The sequence below is a fragment of the Glycomyces halotolerans genome, assembly GCF_054779575.1.
Window position 1 is genome coordinate 1 of the sequence record NZ_BAAGXZ010000005.1, and the last position, 22094, is coordinate 22094.

The 22094-nt window shown below is 69.6% G+C and carries 30 protein-coding genes; 12 read left to right on the top strand and 18 right to left on the bottom strand.

The window, feature by feature from the left end:
* The 9 genes from ACYVL2_RS06035 to ACYVL2_RS06075 form a co-directional block, all read right to left on the bottom strand.
* Positions 1-1090, bottom strand: a 1090-nt coding sequence (locus ACYVL2_RS06035) for a 13E12 repeat family protein (protein ID WP_460541232.1), incomplete at its 3' end; no start/stop codon positions are given.
* Positions 1091-1574: 484 nt separating this feature from the next.
* Complete coding sequence (locus ACYVL2_RS06040; RefSeq protein WP_460541234.1) at positions 1575-1985, bottom strand: VOC family protein; 411 nt, start codon at positions 1983-1985, stop codon at positions 1575-1577.
* Between the two features lie 47 nt (positions 1986-2032).
* Positions 2033-2797, bottom strand: coding sequence for a helix-turn-helix domain-containing protein (locus ACYVL2_RS06045; protein WP_460541236.1), 765 nt, complete (start codon positions 2795-2797; stop codon positions 2033-2035).
* Positions 2798-2950: 153 nt separating this feature from the next.
* Positions 2951-3412: a VOC family protein gene (locus ACYVL2_RS06050; protein ID WP_460541238.1), complete on the bottom strand. Its 462-nt coding sequence runs from the start codon at positions 3410-3412 to the stop codon at positions 2951-2953.
* Positions 3413-3587: 175 nt separating this feature from the next.
* A complete protein-coding gene (gene sucD / locus ACYVL2_RS06055; RefSeq protein ID WP_460541240.1) occupies positions 3588-4475 on the bottom strand; it encodes a succinate--CoA ligase subunit alpha in 888 nt (295 codons plus the stop codon).
* A gap of 4 nt (positions 4476-4479) precedes the next feature.
* A complete protein-coding gene (gene sucC / locus ACYVL2_RS06060; RefSeq protein ID WP_460541242.1) occupies positions 4480-5658 on the bottom strand; it encodes a succinate--CoA ligase subunit beta in 1179 nt (392 codons plus the stop codon).
* Positions 5659-6189: 531 nt separating this feature from the next.
* The gene (locus ACYVL2_RS06065) at positions 6190-6612 is read right to left on the bottom strand and encodes a cobalamin B12-binding domain-containing protein (RefSeq protein ID WP_460541244.1); all 423 of its coding nucleotides are present in this window, start codon (positions 6610-6612) and stop codon (positions 6190-6192) included.
* Positions 6613-6735: 123 nt separating this feature from the next.
* A complete protein-coding gene (locus tag ACYVL2_RS06070; protein ID WP_460541246.1) occupies positions 6736-7758 on the bottom strand; it encodes a hypothetical protein in 1023 nt (340 codons plus the stop codon).
* Positions 7759-7841: 83 nt separating this feature from the next.
* A complete protein-coding gene (locus ACYVL2_RS06075) occupies positions 7842-8228 on the bottom strand; it encodes a MarR family winged helix-turn-helix transcriptional regulator (protein WP_460541248.1) in 387 nt (128 codons plus the stop codon).
* A gap of 86 nt (positions 8229-8314) precedes the next feature.
* Here ACYVL2_RS06075 and ACYVL2_RS06080 point away from each other — a divergent pair, with 86 nt between their 5' ends.
* Complete coding sequence (locus tag ACYVL2_RS06080) at positions 8315-9754, top strand: MFS transporter (RefSeq protein ID WP_460541250.1); 1440 nt, start codon at positions 8315-8317, stop codon at positions 9752-9754.
* Positions 9755-9802: 48 nt separating this feature from the next.
* Here ACYVL2_RS06080 and ACYVL2_RS06085 read toward each other — a convergent pair whose 3' ends face one another.
* Positions 9803-10561, bottom strand: coding sequence for an ABC transporter ATP-binding protein (locus ACYVL2_RS06085; protein WP_460541252.1), 759 nt, complete (start codon positions 10559-10561; stop codon positions 9803-9805).
* Positions 10562-10563: 2 nt separating this feature from the next.
* Entirely contained in the window at positions 10564-10776 is a 213-nt protein-coding gene (locus ACYVL2_RS06090) for a hypothetical protein (protein ID WP_460541253.1), read from the bottom strand.
* Positions 10777-10977: 201 nt separating this feature from the next.
* Between ACYVL2_RS06090 and ACYVL2_RS06095 the strand changes: the two genes are divergently transcribed.
* The 3 genes from ACYVL2_RS06095 (at position 10978) to ACYVL2_RS06105 (ending at position 14577) form a co-directional block, all read left to right on the top strand.
* Positions 10978-12234 (top strand): sensor histidine kinase, encoded by a 1257-nt coding sequence (locus ACYVL2_RS06095; RefSeq protein ID WP_460541255.1) that lies wholly within the window; start codon positions 10978-10980, stop codon positions 12232-12234.
* A complete protein-coding gene (locus ACYVL2_RS06100) occupies positions 12222-12872 on the top strand; it encodes a response regulator transcription factor (protein ID WP_460541257.1) in 651 nt (216 codons plus the stop codon). Before ACYVL2_RS06095 ends, ACYVL2_RS06100 begins: the two co-directional genes overlap by 13 nt.
* 163 nt (positions 12873-13035) lie before the next feature.
* On the top strand, positions 13036-14577 hold the full coding sequence (locus ACYVL2_RS06105; protein ID WP_460541259.1) for a recombinase family protein: 1542 nt from the start codon (positions 13036-13038) through the stop codon (positions 14575-14577).
* 151 nt (positions 14578-14728) lie between these two features.
* Here ACYVL2_RS06105 and ACYVL2_RS06110 read toward each other — a convergent pair whose 3' ends face one another.
* Both ACYVL2_RS06110 and ACYVL2_RS06115 read right to left on the bottom strand, forming a co-directional pair.
* Positions 14729-14875 (bottom strand): hypothetical protein, encoded by a 147-nt coding sequence (locus tag ACYVL2_RS06110; RefSeq protein WP_460541262.1) that lies wholly within the window; start codon positions 14873-14875, stop codon positions 14729-14731.
* Positions 14876-15191: 316 nt separating this feature from the next.
* Positions 15192-15491 (bottom strand): hypothetical protein, encoded by a 300-nt coding sequence (locus ACYVL2_RS06115; RefSeq protein ID WP_460541264.1) that lies wholly within the window; start codon positions 15489-15491, stop codon positions 15192-15194.
* Positions 15492-15705: 214 nt separating this feature from the next.
* Here ACYVL2_RS06115 and ACYVL2_RS06120 point away from each other — a divergent pair, with 214 nt between their 5' ends.
* The 8 genes from ACYVL2_RS06120 to ACYVL2_RS06155 all read left to right on the top strand — a co-directional run bounded on the left by ACYVL2_RS06120 (position 15706) and on the right by ACYVL2_RS06155 (position 19298).
* Positions 15706-16518, top strand: a complete 813-nt coding sequence (locus ACYVL2_RS06120; protein ID WP_460541265.1) for a helix-turn-helix domain-containing protein — start codon at positions 15706-15708, stop codon at positions 16516-16518.
* Positions 16515-16691 carry a DUF397 domain-containing protein gene (locus ACYVL2_RS06125; protein WP_460541267.1) on the top strand — a complete coding sequence of 59 codons (177 nt, stop codon included), beginning with the start codon at positions 16515-16517 and terminating at the stop codon, positions 16689-16691. The genes ACYVL2_RS06120 and ACYVL2_RS06125 overlap by 4 nt, the downstream gene beginning before the upstream one ends.
* A gap of 325 nt (positions 16692-17016) precedes the next feature.
* Entirely contained in the window at positions 17017-17427 is a 411-nt protein-coding gene (locus tag ACYVL2_RS06130) for a hypothetical protein (protein ID WP_460541269.1), read from the top strand.
* Between the two features lie 26 nt (positions 17428-17453).
* Positions 17454-17663 carry a hypothetical protein gene (locus ACYVL2_RS06135; RefSeq protein WP_460541271.1) on the top strand — a complete coding sequence of 70 codons (210 nt, stop codon included), beginning with the start codon at positions 17454-17456 and terminating at the stop codon, positions 17661-17663.
* Positions 17664-17708: 45 nt separating this feature from the next.
* A complete protein-coding gene (locus tag ACYVL2_RS06140) occupies positions 17709-18251 on the top strand; it encodes a hypothetical protein (protein ID WP_460541273.1) in 543 nt (180 codons plus the stop codon).
* A gap of 67 nt (positions 18252-18318) precedes the next feature.
* On the top strand, positions 18319-18612 hold the full coding sequence (locus tag ACYVL2_RS06145; protein WP_460541275.1) for a hypothetical protein: 294 nt from the start codon (positions 18319-18321) through the stop codon (positions 18610-18612).
* Positions 18613-18665: 53 nt separating this feature from the next.
* On the top strand, positions 18666-19070 hold the full coding sequence (locus tag ACYVL2_RS06150) for a hypothetical protein (RefSeq protein WP_460541277.1): 405 nt from the start codon (positions 18666-18668) through the stop codon (positions 19068-19070).
* A 39-nt stretch (positions 19071-19109) separates the two neighbouring features.
* Positions 19110-19298, top strand: a complete 189-nt coding sequence (locus tag ACYVL2_RS06155) for a hypothetical protein (protein ID WP_460541279.1) — start codon at positions 19110-19112, stop codon at positions 19296-19298.
* 170 nt (positions 19299-19468) lie between these two features.
* Here the strand turns inward: ACYVL2_RS06155 and ACYVL2_RS06160 are convergent, their stop codons facing one another.
* From ACYVL2_RS06160 to ACYVL2_RS06180, 5 genes are all read right to left on the bottom strand, one after another.
* Positions 19469-19687: a hypothetical protein gene (locus tag ACYVL2_RS06160; protein WP_460541281.1), complete on the bottom strand. Its 219-nt coding sequence runs from the start codon at positions 19685-19687 to the stop codon at positions 19469-19471.
* Between the two features lie 2 nt (positions 19688-19689).
* A complete protein-coding gene (locus ACYVL2_RS06165; RefSeq protein WP_460541283.1) occupies positions 19690-19962 on the bottom strand; it encodes a hypothetical protein in 273 nt (90 codons plus the stop codon).
* A gap of 153 nt (positions 19963-20115) precedes the next feature.
* A complete protein-coding gene (locus tag ACYVL2_RS06170) occupies positions 20116-20412 on the bottom strand; it encodes a hypothetical protein (protein WP_460541285.1) in 297 nt (98 codons plus the stop codon).
* Positions 20413-20423: 11 nt separating this feature from the next.
* Positions 20424-21266, bottom strand: coding sequence for a peptidoglycan recognition protein family protein (locus tag ACYVL2_RS06175; RefSeq protein ID WP_460541287.1), 843 nt, complete (start codon positions 21264-21266; stop codon positions 20424-20426).
* Between the two features lie 49 nt (positions 21267-21315).
* Complete coding sequence (locus ACYVL2_RS06180) at positions 21316-22092, bottom strand: hypothetical protein (RefSeq protein ID WP_460541289.1); 777 nt, start codon at positions 22090-22092, stop codon at positions 21316-21318.
* Between the last annotated feature and the right edge of the window lie 2 nt (positions 22093-22094).

Sequence of the window (22094 nt, forward strand, 5' to 3'; positions counted from 1 at the left end):
AGTGCCGGATGTGGTGGGCCTCAGTCCACGCCAAAGGTGCGTCGCAGCCGTGCCAGGCGCACCCGTAGGGCTGCTCGAGCTCGAGTTTGCGGCGCAGCGCGACGGTGGGCAGGCGCTCGGCCCGACCGAGTTCGACCGCTTCGCCGGTGGTGTAGTCGAACACGCTGGGGACGATGAGTCCGGCATCGCAAGCCAACAGCCGCGCCTTGGCGACACTCACCGGCTTGCCTTCGAGGAGGGGGACCCGGCCGGTGTCCTCGCCGCGGAGGGTGTCGATGTCGACCGTCAGGTGGAGCCCGGTGGTGTGCCCGTGCCGGGTGTGCGCTTTGGGGTCGGCCCCGTAGACGGCCAGGATCTGATGCAATGCCTCAGCGCGCCGGTTGGCCGCTGGGGGCAGCAGCCCGGTGGTGTCGGTCTCGTCTTGGCGGGGTGGTGGTACGGCGGTGTTGAGGGCTTTGGCGAGCATCTGGCCGGTCGCTGCGGTGAGGGTGGCGCGCAGGTCCCACATGCCGTTGCCGACAGGGGCCAGGTCCAGGCGCTGCAGCGACTGCTCAGCCAGCCCGTCCAAGACCTCCTCACCCGAATCCAGGGCCGCTTGGATCTCGTCCAGGAGGGCGTGGACGGCTTGGACGCTGGTGTGCGCGCAGTACTGGGCGATCAACACCTCAGGAGAAGCGCACCGGATCTCGGGGTTGAAGGGGGAGGGCACCGGCTCGCGGTAGGGGGCCGTGGCGTAGTCGCGCATCGCCTTGGTCTGTTCGAGTCTGCGGGCCGCGGCGGCGACCGCGTCGATCCGGGCGCGCCCGGAGACCGCCGTCTCGGTCAAGACCGTGAACTTGCGGGCGGTGCGGGCGATGGCGGCGATGTCGGCGGCGGTTTTGTCGGTGAAGTCGAACTTCGCGACCAGCCAGGCCCGGACCGCGGAGTAGCCGTCGACCTCGCGGTGGATCCGCCACGCTTGGGCCTCGATCACCTCGGCGAGCACACGAGCGTGCACGGAGTTGATCAGCGCGGCGGCCTGGTCGAGGCTGGTGTGGATGGCCTCGGACTTGACCGAGCGTTCCTGAACCGATGCCTGCGTGTTTGCCATGTGCCACACCCCCTCGCGCGGTGTCCGGTGTTCGAACGCCTTACCGATTTCCGGTGGCTTGTTCGCCTGATACCTCAATGATCCCAGGCCAGGGGCGGTTTGCCATCACTCTTAGGGTGCGAATGCTTTCATGTTCCGGACCCGAACCGCCTGCGGCCCAAGCACAAAGCCGAGCCACACTCCAAACAGGCCCACCACAGGCACGACCTGCCCGTCCCCAGCCCTGGCCACGACGACCCGACCCCAACGACCCCGCTACCTCTTCGTCGCCGCCAAGAAACCCGCACCACGCACCACCCGACAGCCGAAGACAGGACCAGGGCCATGCTCCTACCCCGTCGTCGCCGCTAAAGACCGCGACCACCTCACCACCGGCAACTCAAAGGCACGACCGATCCCAACACCCACTCCAGGGACAGCCTCCAGAAGAGGGCCCTAGCCCGGGGCCAGCACGGGCGCCGAACTCGTCTCGGCGCGGGCGTCGTCAGTCCGGCGTGCCGGGCATCGCCGATGCGTCGTAAGCGAGCAGCTCCCAGCAGTGTCCGTCCGGGTCGTCCACAGCCCGGTTGTAGAGCCATCCCATGTCCTGCACGGGTCTCGGCTCGGTGCCCCCGGCGTCCACGGCGGCACCCGCCAGCCGATCGACCTCCTCTTTCGACTCCGCCGCCAGCGCGTTGATCGCCTCGATTCCTCCGGAGGCGATCTCGCGTGAGGTGAACCGGGAGAACTGATCATGCGTCATCAACTGCACTGCCACCGTCTCGCTGAGCATCACCTGGGCCGAGGTCTCATCGGTGAACTGCGGGTTGATCGTGCCGCCCAGCGCCTGGTAGAACGCTTTGCTCGCTTCCAGGTCGGTGACGGGAAGGTTGATGTAGATCTGTGTGAAGGCCATCTCGGCTCCTTGATTCATGCGGCCGGTCCTTCCGGCCTGGACAGAATCTACTGACGCACCTGGGCGTCTGTCTTGTACAGGAGCGACAGGACCTCGTTCTCGACCGGGCGTCGCAGATCGGTGGCCCTCCGGCCGATGAACCTCGCCAGCGAGCGGGCCAGGTGCGGCTGGTCGTGATACCCGACTTCGTGCACGACGTCGATCGCGGCCTCACCGCGCCGCAGCAGGATCGCGGCCTGCCGCGCCCGCTCGATCTGCCGGATCATGCCCTGTGTCAGGCCCGTGGCCGCTGCCACGCGGCGCTGCACGGACCGGGAGGTGATCAGCGGCGGAACGTCTCCGGCGATGACGTCGGTGACCAGCGGGTCCCGGGACAGCAGGCCGGATCGGACCATGCGGTCGACGAACGTCTCCACGTTCTCGTAGGCGGGGATCTCCCACTGATCGCCGTGCAGCACGAACGTGCGCGCCGTGGTGTGCGGGCTCTCCACGCTCGAATCCACGAGTCCGCCGACGGGCAGGCTCTTCAGGAACGCACCGTGGCGGAACACGATGCCGAAGGCGCTGCCGGGGGTGCCGTCGAGGGGCACTTCGGATGGGCGGGTCTCGGGGCCGCGCACTGAGACGTTGGTGGCGCCGCCGGAGGTCCAGACGACCAGTTCCCAGTTCGAGTTGGCCACCGACACCATGCGCTTCGGTGCGGGCGCGCCGCCTGCCGCGCTCTCCGACACCTGGTAGACCCGCTCTACGTAAGGCGAATCCGACTCCCGGTCGTTCAGGCCGCGTATGCCGTCGGATCGATCGTGGGCCACGTCGCACATTCTAGCGCGGGCCGTGTGTCCACACGGTGTGCGAGCAGCGGTGTAGGCGGTGGGCTGGCCCGGTGACACGGTTCTGGGTCCCGGCCGCATCGCGGCCGGGACCTGTCGCCGTATTGCGTGGCGTTCGCCGTGACCGTCCTGCGCCTAGGACATCGCCTCGGCGGCGCGGCGCTTCATCTCCTCGGGCGTGACGTCCTCGACGTGGGTCCCCACGTACCAACGGTGCCCCCACGGGTCCTCGAAGCTGCCGAGCCGGTCGCCGTAGAACTGCTCGGACACCTCGGTGAGCGCCTTCGCGCCCTTGGCGACGGCCCGCGAGAACACGGCGTCGGCGTCTTCGACGTAGATCATCAGCGACACCGGTGTGCCGCCCACCTGCTTGGGGTCGCGCGCGTCCAGATCGGGGGACGGGTCGCCGAGCATGATCATCGAATCGCCGATGGTGATCTCGGCGTGGGCGACGGTGCCGCCCGGGGCTTCCATGCGGGCGTGTTCGGCGGCGCCGAACACCTCGGTGTAGAAGTCGATGGCGTCGTTCGCGCCGTCGACGATCAGATACGGGCTCACCCGGGGGTAGCCCTCGGGGATAGGTTGCACTTCTGCCATGGAGTCCTCCTGGTCGTCGCGGGAAGGCCGCCCGTCGGTCCCGCCGAGGGCGTTTGATGCACTCCACATAACCATCGGCCTCCGACAAGATTCCGGCGAACGGACGAATGCTCCGGGGCCGGAGACGGCGAAGGCCGGGGCGGTCACCGCCCCGGCCCGTGTTCCGTCCGTCGAGTTAGAGGCCCTTGACGATCTCGCGCATGAGGTTGGCGGTTTCGCTCGGGGTCTTGCCGACTTTGACGCCGGCGGCCTCGAGGGCTTCCTTCTTGGCGTCGGCGGTGCCGGCCGAGCCGGAGATGATGGCGCCGGCGTGGCCCATCGTCTTGCCGGGGGGCGCGGTGAAGCCGGCGATGTAGGCCACGACCGGTTTGGTCACGTTGGCCTTGATGTATTCGGCGGCCCGTTCTTCGGCGTCGCCGCCGATTTCGCCGATCATGACGATCGCCTTGGTCTCGGGGTCGTTCTCGAATGCTCGGAGGCAGTCGATGTGGGTGGTCCCGATGACCGGGTCGCCGCCGATGCCGACGGAGGTGGAGAAGCCGACGTCGCGCAGCTCGTACATGAGCTGGTAGGTGAGCGTGCCCGATTTGGAGACCAGGCCGATGGGTCCGGAGCCGGTGATGTCGGCGGGGGTGATGCCGGCGTTGGACTTGTCGGGGCTGGCGATGCCTGGGCAGTTGGGGCCGACGATGCGGGTCTTGTTGCCCTTGGATTCGGCGTGGTTCCAGAAGGCGACCGAGTCGTGGACCGGGATGCCTTCGGTGATGACGACGGCGAGGCCGATCTCGGCGTCGATCGCTTCGATGACGGCGGCTTTGCAGAACGCCGGGGGCACGAACACGACGGAGGCGTCGGCGCCGGTTTCGGCCATGGCCTCTTGGACGGAGGCGAACACGGGCAGGCTCTGGCCGTCGAAGTCGACTTTCTGGCCGGCTTTGCGCGGGTTGACGCCGCCGACGACGTTGGTGCCGGCCTTGAGCATGCGGCGGGTGTGCTTCATGCCTTCGGAGCCGGTCATGCCCTGGACGATGACCTTGCTGTTCTCGTTGAGGAAGATCGCCATTGGCCTAGGCCTCCTTGTTCGCGAGCTCGGCGGCCTTGTCGGCTGCGGCGTCCATGGTGTCGACTTCGGTCACCAGCGGGTGGTTCGCGTCGGCGAGGATCTTGCGGCCGACTTCGGCGTTGTTGCCGTCGAGGCGGACGACGAGCGGTTTGTCGACGTCTTCGCCGCGGTCGTGGAGCATCTGGAGGGCGCCGATGATGCCGTTGGCGACTTCGTCGCAGGCGGTGATGCCGCCGAAGACGTTGACGAAGACGCTCTTGACCTGCGGGTCGGAGAGGACCACTTCGAGGCCGTTGGCCATGACCGAGGCGGAGGCGCCGCCGCCGATGTCGAGGAAGTTGGCGGGTTTGACGCCGCCGTGCTTCTCGCCGGCGTAGGCGACGACGTCGAGGGTCGACATGACCAGGCCGGCGCCGTTGCCGATGATGCCGACCTGGCCGTCGAGTTTGACGTAGTTGAGGCCGGCTTCGGTGGCGCGCTGCTCGAGCGGGTCGACCGCGGACTTGTCTTCGAATTCGGTGTTCTCGGAGTGCCGGAAGTTCGCGTTCTCGTCGAGGGTGACCTTCGCGTCGAGGGCGAGGACCTTCCCTTCGGGGGTGCGGACGAGCGGGTTGACTTCGACGAGGGTGGCGTCTTCGGCGACGAAGGCGTCCCAGAGTTTGACGAAGACGTCGACGAGCTGGTCGCGGAGGTCGACGGGGAACCCGGCGCGGTCGACGATCTGGCCGGCGATGTCGGGCGTGACGCCGACGCCGGCGTCGATCGGGGTCTTGACGACCTTGTCGGGGTCGGTTTTGGCGACCTCTTCGATCTCCACGCCGCCTTCGGTGGAGGCGATGCACAGGAAGGTGCGGTTCGCCCGGTCGAGGAGGTAGGAGAAGTAGTATTCGGAGTCGATGTCGGCCGTGACGGTCAGCATGACTTTTTCGACCGTGTGGCCTTTGATGTCCATGCCGAGGATGTTCGTGGCGTGGGTTCGGGCCTCGTCGACGGTGTCGGCGAGTTTGACGCCGCCCGCCTTGCCTCGGCCGCCCACTTTCACCTGCGCTTTGACGACCACCCGGTCACCGAGGCGCTCAGCGAGCTCCACGGCCTCCTGCGGGGTGGTGGCGACGCCGCCGTCCAGTACCGGCACACCGTGCCGGGCGAACAGTGCGCGGCCCTGGTATTCGTACAGATCCACTGTAGAGTCCGCTCCACTAGCTAGTCTTCTTTGACCGGGTTGCCTGGCCCGTCCCGTCCCGCCGGTGCGGGGGCCGGGGACCGAAGTTCTGGTCAGGTGCCCGTTAGCGCAGCGTAACGCGCGGGGGCGGGTCTCGCCCGTGTGGCGGCGGCGGGTGTGACGAGTTCGAAGGTCTCACCGCGGGTGAGGGGGCCTGTGAAAGCGATGCGCACGTAAGCGGGGACCGGACGCACCCCTCAGGCGTCCGGTCCCCTTTTAGTCGGGAATCAAGCCCACCCCTCAAAGGCTTGATCCCCTTTTAGGCACGATGCCCTATCGCCACCCCTCAATCGACAGGGCATCGGCGGCTTGTGGCATGGCTCTATGAGCCGTGCTATACCGATTCGCGGCGATTCGATCGCCGCTTCTCGATGTATCCGGCGCCGTGCTCGCTGCGCCCGACACTATAAAGAACGAGCGCCCCTGCGGGCGGTTACGGGCCCGGCGGATTATTTTTCGCGCCCGGGGTTCTCGCCGGCCGGGGGCGTGCGTTCAGGTGACGGCGCCGCCGGCTTTGGCGCGGCCGACGTGTTCGGCGACCCATTCGGCGATCGCCTGAGTGGAGGCTCCGGGACCGAATATGGCGGCCACTCCGGCCTCGGTGAGTGCCGCGATGTCCTCGTCGGGAATGATGCCGCCGCCGAATACGACGATGTCGTCGGCGTCGGCCTCTTGGAGTAGTCGCATGACTCGCGGGAAGAGCGTCATGTGGGCTCCGGAGAGGATGCTCAGCCCGATGGCGTCGGCGTCTTCGGCCAGCGCGGTGGCCACGACCTGCTCGGGCGAGTTGTGCAGGCCGGTGTAGATCACTTCCATGCCCGCGTCGCGCAGCGCCCGCGCCACGACCTTCGCTCCGCGGTCGTGCCCGTCGAGCCCGACCTTCGCGACCACCACCCTCACTGGGGCTGCAGACATACTGACCTCCTCGCATGCGGCCGCGGCGACATCGCCAGGTGTACGGCGCCATGGGTGTCGCCGTGGCAGCCGCGGCCGTCCATACGAGTGAGCTTAGTCCCGACCAGTGGGAAGTGTGAAGGGCTAGCGACCGTACGGACTCTGCGGCGGCTGCTGGCCCTGCTGGTATCCGGGAGGCGGCGGGTATCCGCCGGGTTGCTGTCCGGGTTGCTGTCCGGGTTGCTGTCCGGGTTGCTGCCCGGGGTGCGGCCCGGGCTGCGCGGGGTAGCCCTGCGGTCCGGGCGCGCCCGGGTGCTGCGGCGCGGCGGCGCCGCCGGTCATCCAGGCGTGGGCCTCGGTGTCCTTGAAGTAGATGAACGCGGCCCAGGCGTCGGCGCCGACGATGACGGCCGAGAACAGCAGGCTCAGCAGGATGTAGCCGGTGCCGAGCAGACCGAGCACCCCGAGGATGCCGAGCAGCGCGAGCAGTCCGAAGCCGCCCTGGACCATCATGAGGATGATGCCGGTCAGGCGCAGGCCCTTGGAGGAGAGCATGCCGCGCGGCAGAGTGAAGCCGAAGCCGAGGATCGCGAGCGCGAACAGGAGGCCGGGCACGGCGAACACGCCGGTGGATCCTCCGGCCATGGCGATGCTGACGATGACGTTGACCAGGCTCGTGCCGCCGGCGATGAGGGCGAGCAGGGCGATGCGTTTGACGCCGGCGGGGACGTGGCCCGCAGCGGCCGGCTGCCCGTACGGTTGCCCGCCGGTCTGGGGCGGCATCTGGCCGCCTTGCTGCTGTCCGTAGGGCTGTGCGCCGTACGGGCTCTGGCCCTGGGGCTGCTGCTGCGGCTGCTGTCCGAGTGGCGACTGCTGTCCGGGGACGGGGGCCGAAGGCTGGAAGCCGGTCTGGGATCCGCCGGACTGCGGCATGACGGCGGTGTCGTTGTAGGGCCCGGGCGGGTTGGCCGGGCCGGTGGGTTGGCCGAGCGGGGAGGGCGGCGGGGGCGGTGTCGACGCCGGGCCCTGGCCGCCGGATTTGCGGAGTTTCATGGTCGAGTCGAGCGGGTCCTGCGATTCCGGCTCGGGCTTCGACTGACCTCCGGGCTTGAGTTTGAACGTGCCGCCGTCGTCTTCCTCGGGCGCGTTGTTGTCGGGGTTGGTCATTGGGATCTCTCCATGCCGAGTCCGGTCGTGGCTTCTCTGGCTCTCACCTTACCGAGTGGGGGCATGGGGGAGGGGTCGCGCGGTCAGGCGAAATGTCTGCGGAGGACGGCGTTGTGGGTGGGCCGGGCGGCGTCCCAGCGGTCGCGGCCGGCGGCGGTGAGCATGAGGAGGTTGGCGCGGCGGTCGTATTCGCAGGTGGCTCGGGTGACGAGTCCGGCCTTCTCGAGGCGGGTGATGGTGCGTGAGAGGGCGCTTTGGCTGAGGTACATCTCGGCTTCGAGTTGTTTCATGCGGACTTTGCCGTCGTGTTCGCCGCAGTGGCCGCTGAGGGCCTGGAGGACTTCGAATTCGCTGAGTCCCAACCCGTGTCGTGCCTGGAGTTCGTTTTCGAGCTCGCAGGACGTGTCGTGGTACACGCGTAGTGTCGCTGACCACTTCGCGCAGACGTCCGGTTCGGGTGGAGGCTCCATGACCAGCAGATTACCATGTCAAGGCATTTTATGTCCATTCATTTAATGCGTTGACATTGAATGCACGGGCATATAAGTTGAGCCGCGTGACACTCACCGAAACCGAACCGGAAAACCTCGACCGCTCCACCACCCCGGCACACGCCCCGGCCCGCTGGGGCCCCAGGCTCTGGGCGATCCTCTTCGTCGCCGGACTCGCGATGTTCCTCGACGCCCTCGACGTCTCCATGGTCGGCGTGGCGCTGCCGTCCATCGGAGCCGAACTCGGCCTCGACACCGCGAGTCTCCAATGGATCGTCAACGGCTACATCCTCGGCTACGGCGGCCTCCTGCTCCTCGGCGGCAGGGCCGCCGACCTGCTCGGCCGCCGCCGCGTCTTCCTGACCGCCCTGGTCGTGTTCGGACTGGCCTCATTGGTCGGCGGCATGGTCGACGACGGCGCGATGCTCATCGCCAGCCGCATCGTCAAAGGCGTCGCCGCCGCCTTCACCGCCCCGGCGGCCCTGTCGATCATCACCACCACCTTCAAGGAGGGCCACGACCGCAACAAGGCCCTGTCGGTCTTCACCGTCTTCGGCGCCACCGGCTACGCCTCCGGCCTGATCGTCTCGGGCCTGCTCACCGGCATCGACTGGCGGCTGACGTTCTACGCCCCGGTCGCCGTCGTCGCCGCGGTCATCGTCGCGGCCTTCATCGTGGTGCCGCGCGGCGAACGCACCGAACGCGGCAGCATCGACCTCACCGGCGCCGCGCTCCTCACCGGCGGCATGCTCGCCGCCGTCTACACGATCGTCACCGCCCCGGAGACCGGCTTCACCACGACGGTGCTGTCGACGACCGCCGCCGCGGTCGTCCTGCTCGGCGCGTTCTTCGTCGTCGAGAACCGGGTCCGCCGGCCGCTGGTGCGCCTGAGCATCCTCAAGGTCCGGTCGATCGTGCGCGCCAACCTCGCCGCGATGGCGATCTTCGGGTCCTACATCAGCTTCCAGACGATCGTGTCGCTGTACCTGCAGAACACGCTCGAATGGGGTCCGCTGCGGATGGCGCTGGCCCTGGCCCCGGCCGGGGTCCTGGTGGCGTTCATCTCGCCGCTGGCCGGCCGGTTCATCGACCGGTTCGGGACGACGCCGATGATCATCGCCTCGATGAGCTCGTTCGTCCTGGGCTACCTGTGGTTCATCGTCCGCGGCGGCGACAGCGAGCCGGCCTACTTCGCCGACTACCTGCCGAGCTTCCTGCTGCTCGGCATGGGCTTCGCGCTCGGCTTCTCGTCGGTCATGGTGCAGGCCACCGAAGGCATCGCCGACCACGAGCAGGGCCTGGCCTCGGGCCTGGTCCAGACCTCCGGCCAGATCGGCGGCGCGATCGTCCTGGCGGTCGCGACCGGCCTGATCAGCGCCACCGCCGCCACGAGCATCGCCGCCTACCGGCCGGGCCTGTACCTGGTCGTCGGCGTCGCGGTCGTCGGACTCGCCGCCTCCGCGACGGCGCTGCTGGCCCGCCGCCCGCTTCCCGCCTCCGTCTGAACCGACACCGCGCAGGGGCCGCCCGCCGGGCGGCCCCTGCGCGGTGTCTCATGCCGGCTGCGGCGAGCGCCGCTCCAGCGCCTCGGTGGTCGGCCGCGGCACGAAACGCTCGATCCTGCCCTCCTCCAGCACCGCCGCGGCGTGCGCGAACGCGGCCGCCTCGCTCCGGCCGGTGGCCATCACGACCGCCGGACCCGACTGTTCGACCAGGTCGCGCAGCAGCGCGAGGACCGCCTCGGCGGCCTCGGCGTCGAGCTCCCCGGTCGGCTCGTCGGCGAAGACGATCTCGGGTCCGGGCGCGAACGCGCGGGCGATCGCGGCCCGCTGCTGGTCGATCGGCGACAGCCGTTCGGGGCGGCGGTCGAGCAGCGGCCCGATGCCGGTGCGGTCGGCGAGGCGGCGCAGCCGCCTCCGGTCGGTCGCGGCGCCGGTGACGCGCAGCGCCAGTTCGAGGTGCTCTTCGACCGTCAGCGACGGCAGGAGGTTGTAGGAGCGGAAGACGAAGCCGACGCGGCCGTGCCGCAGCGCGGTCGGCTGCGCCCGGCCGAGCCGTACGGCGGCGCCGCCGATGGCGACCTCGCCGCCGGTGGCCGCCTCGAGGCCGGAGGCGCAGTGCAGGAGCGTCGACTTGCCGGAGCCGGCCGGGCCGGTCACGGCCAGGAACGATCCGCGCGGGACCTGGAGGGTGATGCCGTCGAGGGCGTTGCGGGCCCCGTCGTAGGTCTTGGTGACCTCTCGCATGAGCAGCGCGGCCGGCCGGGTGGGGTCGTCGCGCAGCCCGCCTCTGGGCGCGGGAAGGCTCGGCACGGTCATTTCCTGCGCTGGAGGTGGCGGATGAGGAGCGTGACGCCGGCGAAGAGGGCGACGGCGCCGAAGGGGATCGCGAGCAGTTCGAGCCCGATCAGGGACAGGCCGGCGTTGACCCCGGCGGTCAGGGCCAGGGCGATCCACAGGAGCAGGTCGGTGCCGTCCGAGGCCGGAGCGGCCTCGTCCCGGTCGCGGGCGGGATGGGTGTCGTTCATTGCGGGCCCTTCCGAGGGTGGTGTTCGCTGTATCCCGACGCTATGTCCTGAAGCGTTGGACCCCAATGCAGCGAGCAGGTGAATGCGGGTGGCGCCAGAGGTAGCCGCAGGGGTACAGCCCGCTGTACCGACGCCGCGGCCGGTGCCCGGGTAGGTTTCTGGGACGGGCGCCGCCGGGCGATTCGGAGAGGTGGGAGGCGCATGGGCCGAGACGAGGACTCGATCGGCGGTCAGCTGCGCGCGGCGACGGTCGCGACCGGCTGGGCCGCGGCGGGCGCGGGCATCGGCATGGTCGCGCTGTTCACGGTGCCGTTCGCCGCCGCCGTCGGCGTGCTCAGCGCCGTCCGCATCGGCCGTCCGCTCATTCGGCCGATGCTGCAGTGGGTGCGGGTGCTCGCCGACCTGGAGCGGCGGCGGCTGCACCGGCTCGGCCGCCCGGTCGAGCAGCCCTATCACGACGCGGCGCCCGACGCCTCGCTCAGCACGGTCCGCGCGGTCGCCGGCGACCCGGCCTCCCGCCGCGACCTGGCGTGGCTGTTCATGCAGGGCACGTTCGGCCTCATCGTCGGCGTCGTCACGGTGCAGCTGCCGTTCAACGCGGTGCACGACACCACCATCCCGCTGTGGTGGAACCTCGTCGACCCCGCCGAGCGGACGGTCCTCAACGGGGTGATCGAGGTCCAGACATGGGGCGGGGCCGTGGCCGGGACGGTGTTCGGGGTCGCGGCGTTCATCGTGTGGCTCCTGGCCGCCGCGAAACTGCTGGAGTTCCAGTGCCGGCCGGGGGTCAATCTCCTCGGACCCGACCCGGACGTGGACCTCTCGGAGCGGGTCGCGCAGCTGACGGCGACGCGCGCGGCGGCCCTGGACGCGCACGCGGTGGAACTGCGGCGCATCGAGCGGGCCCTGCACGACGGGGCGCAGAACCGGATCGTCGGCGTCGCGGTCCTGGTCGGGGCGGCGAGGAAGGAAGTGGACCGGGACCCCGAGCGGGCCGACGCGATCCTGGCCCGCGCGCAGGACTCGGTGGAGCTGGCGCTCGCGGAGCTGCGGGCCGTGGTCCGCTCCATCCTCCCACCGGTCTTGGAGCACCGCGGCCTGGAAGGAGCCGTCAGCGCTCTGGCCTCGGAGTGCGCGGTGCCGTGCGAAGTGGTCGTCGACGTGCCGGTCCGGTGCCCGGCCAGTGTCGAGGCGACCGCCTATTTCGTTGTGGCGGAGTCGTTGACGAACGTCGCCAAGCACAGCGAGGCCAGCCGGGCCGCCGTCGAGGTCGTCCTGCGGGCCGACCGGCTGCGAGTGAGCGTGACCGACGACGGCCGCGGCGGCGCCGACGCGGCCGCGGGCTCGGGCCTGGCCGGCATCGGCCGCCGGGTCGAGGCCCATGACGGCCGGGTGGCCGTGACCAGTCCGGCCGGCGGGCCGACGCGGATCGAAGCGGAGTTGCCATGCGGATCGTGATCGCCGAAGACGACACGCTGCTGCGCGAGGGCCTGGGGCTGGTGCTGCGCGGGGAGGGATTCGACGTGGTCGCGTCGGTCGACCGGCCCGACGCGCTGCTGAAGGCGGTCGACGAGCACCGGCCCGATGTGGCGGTGGTCGACGTGCGGATGCCGCCGACGCACACCGACGAGGGCATCAAGGCCGCCGTGGAGGCCCGCGGCCTCCATCCGGAGCTGGCGGTGCTCGTCCTGTCGGCCTATGTGGAGCAGAGCTTCGCCACCGACCTGCTGGCCGGCGGCGCGAACCGGATCGGGTACCTGCTCAAGGAACGGGTCGGCCGCGTCGACGCCTTCGTGGAGGCGCTGCGGCGCGTCGCCGACGGCGGCACCGCGATCGACCCGGAGGTCGTGGCCCAGCTGTTCGCGCAGCGGCGGTCCGGCGACCCGCTGGAGCGGCTCACGCCCCGCGAGAAGGAGGTCCTGTCGGTCATGGCCGAAGGCCTGGGCAACGCGGCGATCGCGCAGCGGCTGTTCATCACCGAGAACGCCGTCCACAAGCACATCCGCAACATCTTCCTCAAACTGGAGCTGCCGCCCGACGACCACACCGACCGGCGCGTCGCCGCGGTGCTGCGCTACCTGGAGAACACGGCCTAGTCGAGGACGGCGCCGGCCCACATGCCGCGGCCCTCGGCCCTGGCCAGCCGCTCGGCCTTGCGGAGCGTGTCGCCGATGACCAGTTCCTGATGGCGCAGGATGTAGCAGTGCGCCATCCCGTCAGCTATTGCACGCTAGGGAGCTACACCGGTAGGATGCCCGCATGGCTAACGTTCCCCCTGGCAGACGCGCCTGCCTGTACGCGCGCGTCTCGAAAGACACCCGGAAGCACCAAGCGAACCGGGGCCGGTCGGTCAAGCAGCAAGTGCAACGGGGCACCGCCGCCGGCGAGGAGCTCGCCGTCGCCAGCCTGGAGATCTACCGCGACAACGACGTGTCGGCCTCGGCGTTCTCCACGAAGGCCCGCGACGAGTGGGACCGGATGATGGCCGACCTCGCCGCCGGCCGATTCGACCTCGTCATGCTCTGGGAAGCCTCACGCGGCTCCCGCACCTCGGCCGAAGGCGTCGCGTTCGTCGACCTGTGCGCCGCACAGAGCGCCCTGGTCTACATCATCGACGAGGACACCGCCTACAACCCCCGCAAGCCCCGCGACCGCAAACGCCTGCTCGAGATGATCATCGACGCCGAATACGAGTCCGGCCAGACCTCCGAGCGCATCAACCGCGACAAGCTCGCCCTCCTCGAATCGGGAAGGCCGGACGGCAAGATCCCGTTCGGGCACCGCAGGCTCTACGACGACCGCACCCGCGAACTCATCCGCCAAGAGCCGGACCCGGTCACGCGCGGGTGCATCCGCGAAGGCGTCCAGCGCATCAACCAGGGCTGGTCCCTGCGCCGCGTCCGCCTCGATTTCAACCGCCGCGCCGCCCTCGACCCTGACGACCCGCAGTGGGTGCCGCTGATGGAATCGGGCGCGCCGTGGCGCAACGACAACCTCCGCAGGGTGCTGCTGAACCCGGCGCACATCGGTATGCGCAAGCACCCCACGACCGGCGAGCTGCTCGAGGCCGGTTGGGCGCCCCTGTTCGGCGATGCGGCGTGGATCGACGAGTGGTGGTCGTGCCACCGCGTACTCACCAACGAGGACCGCCGCGCCTCCCGCGCCGCACAGGCCGACCACCTCGTCTCCTACTTCATGACCTGCGACGTGTGCGGGCGACGCCAAGGGGCCGGGCGGCCACCGGGCGGGACGACCCGGAACATCCGCTACTCGTGCCGCGACGACCCGAGAGTGGACCCGGTGCCCGAGATGGGGCCGGGCTGCACGTCGATTCGGGTCTCCTGGGTCGACGACTACATTTCCGACCTGGTGATCGCGCGCGTGTCGCAGCCGGACGTGATCGCCCGCATCGGCGCGGCCGACGACTCCGAGGCCGCCGCCGCGCAAGCTGAGGTGAAGCGGCTGCAAGCGAAGCTCGACGAGGCGTTCAGGGGCTACGACCTGGATATCCTCACCCTCGAGCAGCTCGGGAAACGGAAGGCGAAGCTCGAACCCCAGCTTGAGGCCGCGAAGCAGGCGGCGGCGACCGCCGGTGCTCCGCCGGTGCTGCGTGAGTTTCTGAAGCTCACCGCCGGTGCTGGCGAGGCTGTGGTGCGGCGCGTGTGGGAGAACGACGTCCCGATCGAGGCCAAGCGCGAAGTGGTCCAGCTGCTGTTCGAGTACATCAAGCTGCGGCGCAATCGGCCGGGGGTGCGGGCGTTCGAGGAGCGGCGGATCGACTACAAGTGGCGCGAGTGGTGAAGGCGGCCCGGGCTATTCAGCCCGGGCCGCTGCCCCCTGGGGGCATCCCGACGCCCGAAGGCGACGGGAGCCTCAGTAGGGGTCTAAGGGTGGCTATTGGTGAGTCCCCTGGACACGAGGGCTCATACGCGTTCTCGCCCGGACGGGTGACTCAGAGGTCGAGCTCGACGGCGGCGCCGACGGCCACAGCGGCGAGGGCGAGGCCGACCGCGATCCGCCGGAGGTAGTACCGGCCCAGCGGGGTGCACGTCAGCCAGATCATGGCGATGCATCCGGCGACGATGATCAGATCTCTCATGGTCCTCTCTCTGAGTGATGCGGCGGCCCGGCCGACAGGCGAGTAGTGGGGACTACCGGGCCGCCGCTCTCCTCCGCGCCGATCCCGTCGCGGGGGAGTCTGGGGGCCCCGGCCACGCCCCACCGCGTGGCCGGGGGTGGGGCCGCCGCCATCACGGCCCCAAGGGGTCAGGTCAGGGAGGCCAGCGCCGGGCGGCCACGCGCGCGCTCACGGGCCCGCGCCCGCGCCAGATACCAATCCAGCGAGCGCCGCGGGTAGCCCGGCGGCGGCTCGGTGTCCCACGCCGGACGGGGCCGCTCCAGGAGCGTCTGCGGGCTCACGAGGCGCCCGCGATCTGCGCCCTGATCCAGTCCTCGACCATGCCCATCCACACGATCCGGTGCGACCGGTGGTGCTCGTCCCACTCGATCCGGGAGACCACGGCGCCGTGGTAGCGGATGCGCGCGGCGGTGTCGGCCTCGGGGCCGGTGTGCGGGTTGGTGCGGTGCCGGATGAGGATCGCCTCGCCGGGACGGTCGGTGCGGTGCAGGGTGAGGCGGACTCCGGGCGTGGGGTGCAGCTCCCCCAGGAGCGCTTGTTGCTCGGCGTCTGGTGCGCCTCGTACGCTAGGTGTCATCAGAGCTCCAACCTCTGGTGAAGGCGGGCCGCCGGGTGATGCGTAGTCGTGCCGGCGGCCCGCCGGTCTATGCGGAGGCCGATCGCCTCGGCCATGCAACGACCGTAAGGCGTTTCGCAACCCCTGTGAAGTGACTCGCCAGGGCGCAAAATGCACGGCGCAGAATGCAGCGTGGTTATTGCGCACACGCATGGAAAGCGCCCATACTGTGCTGATGAGTACGCAGAGCACACCGACACTCACCCGATTGGCACTCGGGGCCCTCATCACCCGCATACGCGAAACCTCCGGCCAGCAACCCGCCGACGTCGCCGCCGCCCTCAACGTCCACGTCTCCACCATCCGGCGCTGGGAGTCCGGCGAAGTCGCCCCCAAACCCATGACCATCAAGGCCCTCGCCGACGCGATCGGCGCGACCTCCGAGCAGATGACCCGCATGACCTCCCTGTCCCTCGACTCCAAGCGGAGAGGGATCTTCGAGGGCAACAACGTCCCCCCGGACCTGCGGGTGCTGTACGAGACCGAGGCGACCGCCCGCCTGATCAGCTCCCTCGAGCTCGAATACATCCCCGGGCTACTCCAGACCCCCGAATACCACCGGACCGCGCAAGAGGCCCAGCTACCGATCGAGAGCCGCCTCGCCGAAACCCTCCGGGACCTGAGGACCCGCCGCCAAGAGATCGTCTTCAGCCGTTCCCCGCTGCCGCACATGCGGTTCCTCATCGGCCGCGCCGCGCTCGCCTACCTCGACGACCACCCCGACGTCAGGCGAGGGCAGGTCGAGCGGCTCCGTCAGGCCCGAGACCTGGGCGTCGATATTCGAGTGATCACCGGGTTTCACGCCTCCATGCTCGGGTCGTTTACGATCCTCACGCCCCCGCAGAACGCCGGGGCCCGGCCCTTCGCCTACGTCGAGGACATCGACGGAGGCCGCTACGTCGAGGGTGACGTAGTGTCGCAGTACGAGGCGGTGTTCGCCACCGTCAGGGACCGGCAATCGGTAGAACTGGAGGAATTCCTGCAATGAAGACGAACTGGCGCAAGTCCAGCCGTTCGGGCAACTCCGGCGCGAACTGCGTCGAGGCCCGGGCTGGCGAGGGTGCGTTCGAGGTGCGCGACTCGAAGCTGGGCGATGGCTCGCCGATCTTCGGTGTCGCGGTCGGCGACTTCGAGTCGCTGCTGCGCGCCGCCCGGCGGTGACTGCTGACCCCATCAGCGGCATTGCCGGACGGCGCTGACTACGCATCCTGATCCAGAGTACTGGCCCTTCCCGATGACCGGGGAGGGCCGCTTCATGTCGGTGCCCCGGCGTACCCTGCCGGTGGTTACCGAGCTGTCGCTCCTTGGCCGTCCGGGATCGGTCCGGGCGGCCTCGCTTTCGCGGTGAGTGGGAGCGCTCTACTAGCGCTCTGGCCAGTGGTTTGGCACCTCTAAGGAAAATGAACCACCCCCCTTGACATTGAAGTCAAGGGGGGTGTATCTTTAAGAGGTCAAGGCGAAAGACCTCCACACGAAGGATAGACCGATGACCTACCAGACCAGCCCCGCCTACCGGGCCTACCTCACCGCCTCCCAGCGCTGCGCCGACGCGATGGCCGGCATCCGCATCGAGGCCGACAAAGGCCGCCGCGGCCAGGTCATCGGCTACTGGCTCTACCTCGACGGCCAGCTGGTCGAGTCGACCAGCAAGCGCGGCACCTTCGGCAGCGAGACCGCCGCCCGCGCCCACGTCCAGGCCCTCCGCAACCCCGCCCCCAAGCCGGCCCCGAAGCCCGCGCGGCTCCAGCCGGGCTGGTCGAACGAGTCCAAGGCCCGCCGGACCGTCAGCGCCGACGGCGGCGTCGGCGCCATGCTCGGCTTGGCCTCCCACGTCCCGGCCGGCTCGGCCGAGTGCCACTACTGCGGCCTCGACCGCCGCACCTGCGACTGCTACTAGAAACCGATCATCGAGAGGACGCAACGATGGCTGAGATCAAGAACCCGCACACCCAGGAAGTCCACACCGGGCGCACGCCTGAGACCATCACTCGCCGCGTCTGGGGACGCAAGGCCGAGCTGATCCTGTCGCCCGACCCGAACTCGCGCTTCGGCGACGCACGCGAGGGCATGGTCGTCGAGAAGACGAAGTACGGCTCGCTCGTGCTTGCCAACCCGGTGCTCGTCAGCGAATAAGCCACCGCCTCCGGCTGCGGCCGGGGGCGACCCTATGGAGGACCCATGACGAACTTCGACGACTACCTCATCCTCAACTGGCCCGAGTTGGAGAAACTCGACCCGGCCGAGCGGTTCCGCGTGCTCGGCGACCTCGCCGAAGGCGCCGGCGCTTGGATCACCGACCAGCGCGGCCAGTACCTCGAGCAGCTCCGCGCCGAGCTCGGACTCGACGACGAGGCCCTAGCCGAACGGCTCGGCGTCGGCAAGGTCGCGCTGGCGCGGCTCGGCGACGGACCGATGACCGCGCAGGGGGTGCGGCCGGCGCTGCTGCGGCGCGGTGCCGAGCTGCTGCTGGAGCACACCGACCGCCACACCGGCGACCTGATGAAGGCGCTGGGGATGCTGACCAAGCGGGGCCGGCCGGTGTATGCCGATCAGCGGGCGGCCGCCCGCCGTATCGCGGTGGCGGCCGGGGATCTGGCCGATGGGCACCTGGAGTCGATGAGCCGGGGCGAGCGGGCGCTTGTGGCGCGAGCGGTGGCGCACGCGAGCGAGGTGGCGGAGGGGCGGCAGTGGCGTCCTGACCAGGGAGAAGAGGAGGAGTGAGGGGCTGCGCAAATTAAGTCCCTACCCCCCTTGACATTGAAATCAAGAGGGGTATAGACTTATCTACATGAGCAGCACGCAGAGTCTCCGCATCCAACTGATCCCCACCCAGGCCATCCTCCACACCGCCGAGCGCCTCCGCGCCGAGAACGGCGGCCACGAGTACGTCGGCCTCGCCCGCCTCCGCCGGGCACTCCCCGACTACACCCGCACCGAGATCGACCAGGCCCTCACCGACCTCGCCGGCACCCACACCGTCCGCCTCCTCCCCGAGTCGAACCAGAAGACGCTCACCCGCGAGGACCGGGAGGCCGCCCTCTGGCTCGGCGGCGAGTACCAGCACCTCATCGCCCCCTACTAGCCAGCCGGCCCCGGGGAGACCCGGGGCCACCACACCCCCGAGAGGACGAGACCATGAAACTCCAGACGATCACCCAGTTCGCCGCCCAGGCCGGCACCACCCCCGCCAAAGCCCGCCGCTGGTGCCGCAACGGCGACGTCGTCGCCCACAAAAACGAGCGCGGCCACTGGGTCATCGGGTCCTGGGCCCCCGTACCCGAACCCACCCCCGGCGAACGCCTCCGCGACGCCATCGCCGACCTCGAGAAAACCCCCGGCGGCTGGGTCAGCCTCGACCGCCTCCGCGCCCACCTCGACATGGACCGGCTCGACGCGGTCATGGTCGAGGAGTACATAGCCCGCCAAGTCCGCATCACCAGCGAGACCAACTGTCGGTGCATCACCCCCGCGATGTCCGCCGCCGCCCTCATGATCAGCGGCGTGGCGCATCACTGGATCTGCAACCGGACCGACCAGTAGCCCTTCCCGCATCACGCACGACCTGAGAGGATCATCATCATGACCACGAAACCCTGCGTCATCTGCGGCGCCGACGCGACGGTCGAGCTACCGACCGAGCCGGGCGTCTGCTCGGCGGCGTGTTTCTACACGCTGGAGGCCGAGGTGGACCGTCCGATAGCTGGCGAGGTCCTGACCGGCGACACCCTCGCCGAAGTCCTCGCCGCCGAGAAGGCCCGCCGACGGTAGCGGCGACACGGAGGGCCCCGGGAGACCGGGGCTTTCTGCTGTCAGGCCAGCCATGCGCGCGGTAACATTCGCGCACGACGAAAGCGGCCCCCGCCCGTAGGCGAGGGCCGTCCACAACGCGCGTTGTCGTCTCCGACAACACCTCAACGCTCAGCCGCCAGCGTTGAGATCTACTCGGCGGGCGCCGCCCCCTCACCAGGGTCGCGGAGGTTCAGCAGCGCGATCAGGCTGCCGAGCGCGGTCGCGATCTCGGAGCCCTGGTCGACGTAGCCCGCGACGGCCGAAGCGTCGCCATCGATGCTCATCGCGGCGACGAACCCGACGATCCCGACCGCGTAGACAGTCCGGCGGAGCGGCTTGGGCAGCAGCTTGTTGATCTTCTGAAGCATGATCAATTCTCCTTGTCGAGGCGGGCGCGGACCAGGCAGTCCTTGCCCTCCAGTAGCTTGCGGAGCCCGGCGGTGAGCTCGGGCCCGTCGTCCAGCCGCGCGACCATCTGGACGGCCAGCTCGGCGACGGGCTTCGAGACCTCCTTGAGGTGCGCGGGCAGGTGCGAGTACGCGAAGTACTTCAGGACGTGCATGGTTGAGGGGTGGCGGTCGTCGAATCGGGTCAGCAGGTCTTCCTTGCTGCCTACCTGAATTTCGCCCCTTGTCTCGGGCATGGCCATCTCCTAGATTCGTACGTATGTCGGATGATTGGGAAGCGGAGTACAAGCGGGCTCGCCGGATCGAGAATGTGATCTCCGGCCACCGTGTGCCCGGCGCCGGACGGTCCTGGGAGGCCCCGACGTCGGCGAGTTCGTCGAGGTCGACCGCTAGCGGTGCGCGTCGGGGTCGGCGATGTGGCCCCGCAGGAGCTGGCGTGTCTCGTCGACCGCGTCCCGCAGCGACGACCCCGAATTGGGGTGGACTTGCGCGTCCAGGCGCTCGAGGCGCTCGAGGACACCGGGGCGGGCCGGGACGCCGGGCCGCTCGGGCTCGCCGTTCCAGTCCTCCAAGAAGGTGCGGACCTGGCGGAGCAGTCTCACCACGCCGCGGCCCAGCTTCCATAGGACGGTCGCGGCCGCGCCGAGGGCGACGATCGCGGCGGCGGCGTAGAGCAGGGTCTCCACACGGCGTCTCCCTACGTAACCGGGTTCTCGAACGCCGCGGCCCAGGTGCGAGGCCCGAGCAGGCCGTCGACGGCCAGGCCCTGATCGGCCTGGAAGGCGCGGACGAGGGCGCGGTACTCGGGCCCGTAGAGCCCGTCGTTGCCGTAGCGGGTGAGGTACGTCCCGCCCTTGCGGGCGTTCCAGCCGCGCTTCTGCAGCTGCCGGACCCAGACCTTGAGCCACTCGTTGTCGCTGCGGCCCTTGAATGCGCGCGGGTAGTAGCCGGACACGCTCGTGTTCGGGCCGGACTTCGGCCCGAAGTAGTAGCGGGACGAGGGGAGCGGGAAGTCGTACTTCGGTCCTGGCGCCGGCGTTCCGGTCGTCGGCCGCTTCGGCGCGGCGGGGGGCTTGTAGCCGGCCAGCTCGGAGCGAACCCACCCGTACAGCGTCCCGCCCGGGCACGCAGTCGATCCCAAATCCCTGTGGCCGAAGACGGAGAGCGTCGACCCCTTGCGGCGGTTGGCCTCGCGGTAGAGCCGGGCGACCGCGTCCCGGGCCTCCTGCGTCGGCATCGTCGACCGGTAGTCGCCGATCACGCAGACCCCGATTGTGGCGGTGTTGTGGCCGGCCACGTGCGCGCCGATGCCGGTCCAGCCGCGCCCCTCGTAGATCTTGCCGTCCGAGTCGACCAGGAAGTTGTACCCGATGTCGCGCCATCCGTTCGAGTCCATGTGGTAGTTCTGGATCTCGCGGACGGACTGGCCGGCCGACGCACCGGAGTGGTGGACGACGAAACCGGTGCGGCGCGACCACGTGGTACGGATGTCGCTGTTCGGACGCCGTGCGCCCCAACCGGAGCGCGAAATGATCTGCATGATGATCTCCTCTCGGGCACGGCGGAGCCGGGCCGGTGGTGAGCTGGGGTTAGAGGCCGAGGACGACCATGCCGCGGCGATAGAAAAAGCAGCCGTCGGTGCCGTCCTCAGCCCTGTACTTGGCCGTGAAGGTGTGCGCGCCCTCGTTGAGGCCCTCGATGACGACCGCCCTGCCAGGGGTCGAGTTGATGCCGAAGCCTCCGGAGGTCGACCCGCCGAACACGTCGATGAAGCTGGCGCGGTCGTCGTCGGCGGGCCTTGACGTAGCGCCGGAGACTTCCACGCTCATCCAGCCGCCCTGCTGGAAATCGCCTGAGCCCGAGATCTGTGCCCCGCCCATCGCCGACAGCCACACCACGGCCAGGCCGGCCTCGGAGATCTCCATGTCGGCGACGACCGGCCCGGGGTCGATGCCGTCGGGGTCGCCGTAGGTTGTCAGGGTCCGGGTGGCGTTCTCCGGCATGTAGTCGGCGTCGAAACGGTCGCCGAGGATCTCGGCCGATATCTGCCTGGCGAGGCTCCCGCGCATGAACGAGATGATCTCTTCGGCGCTGCCGCTACCGGGGCGGATGATGCGGCCCTCGATCACCCACTGGGTGACACCCCTGGAGCCGCTCGCGTCGACTCCTTTAAGCGAGACGAACATCCCTGGCGCCCATGAGAGCGCGTCGACGCCGGCGAGGACGTCCAGGTCCTGGAGCTTCTGGCCGTTCCATTCGATCACGTTGGCGAACGTCTCAGCGTTCCAGGAAATGATCTTGCCTTGGCCGTAGCGGACCCCGGGTGAGTCGTCCGGGACCATGAACGGCGCGAGATCGTCGGACACGA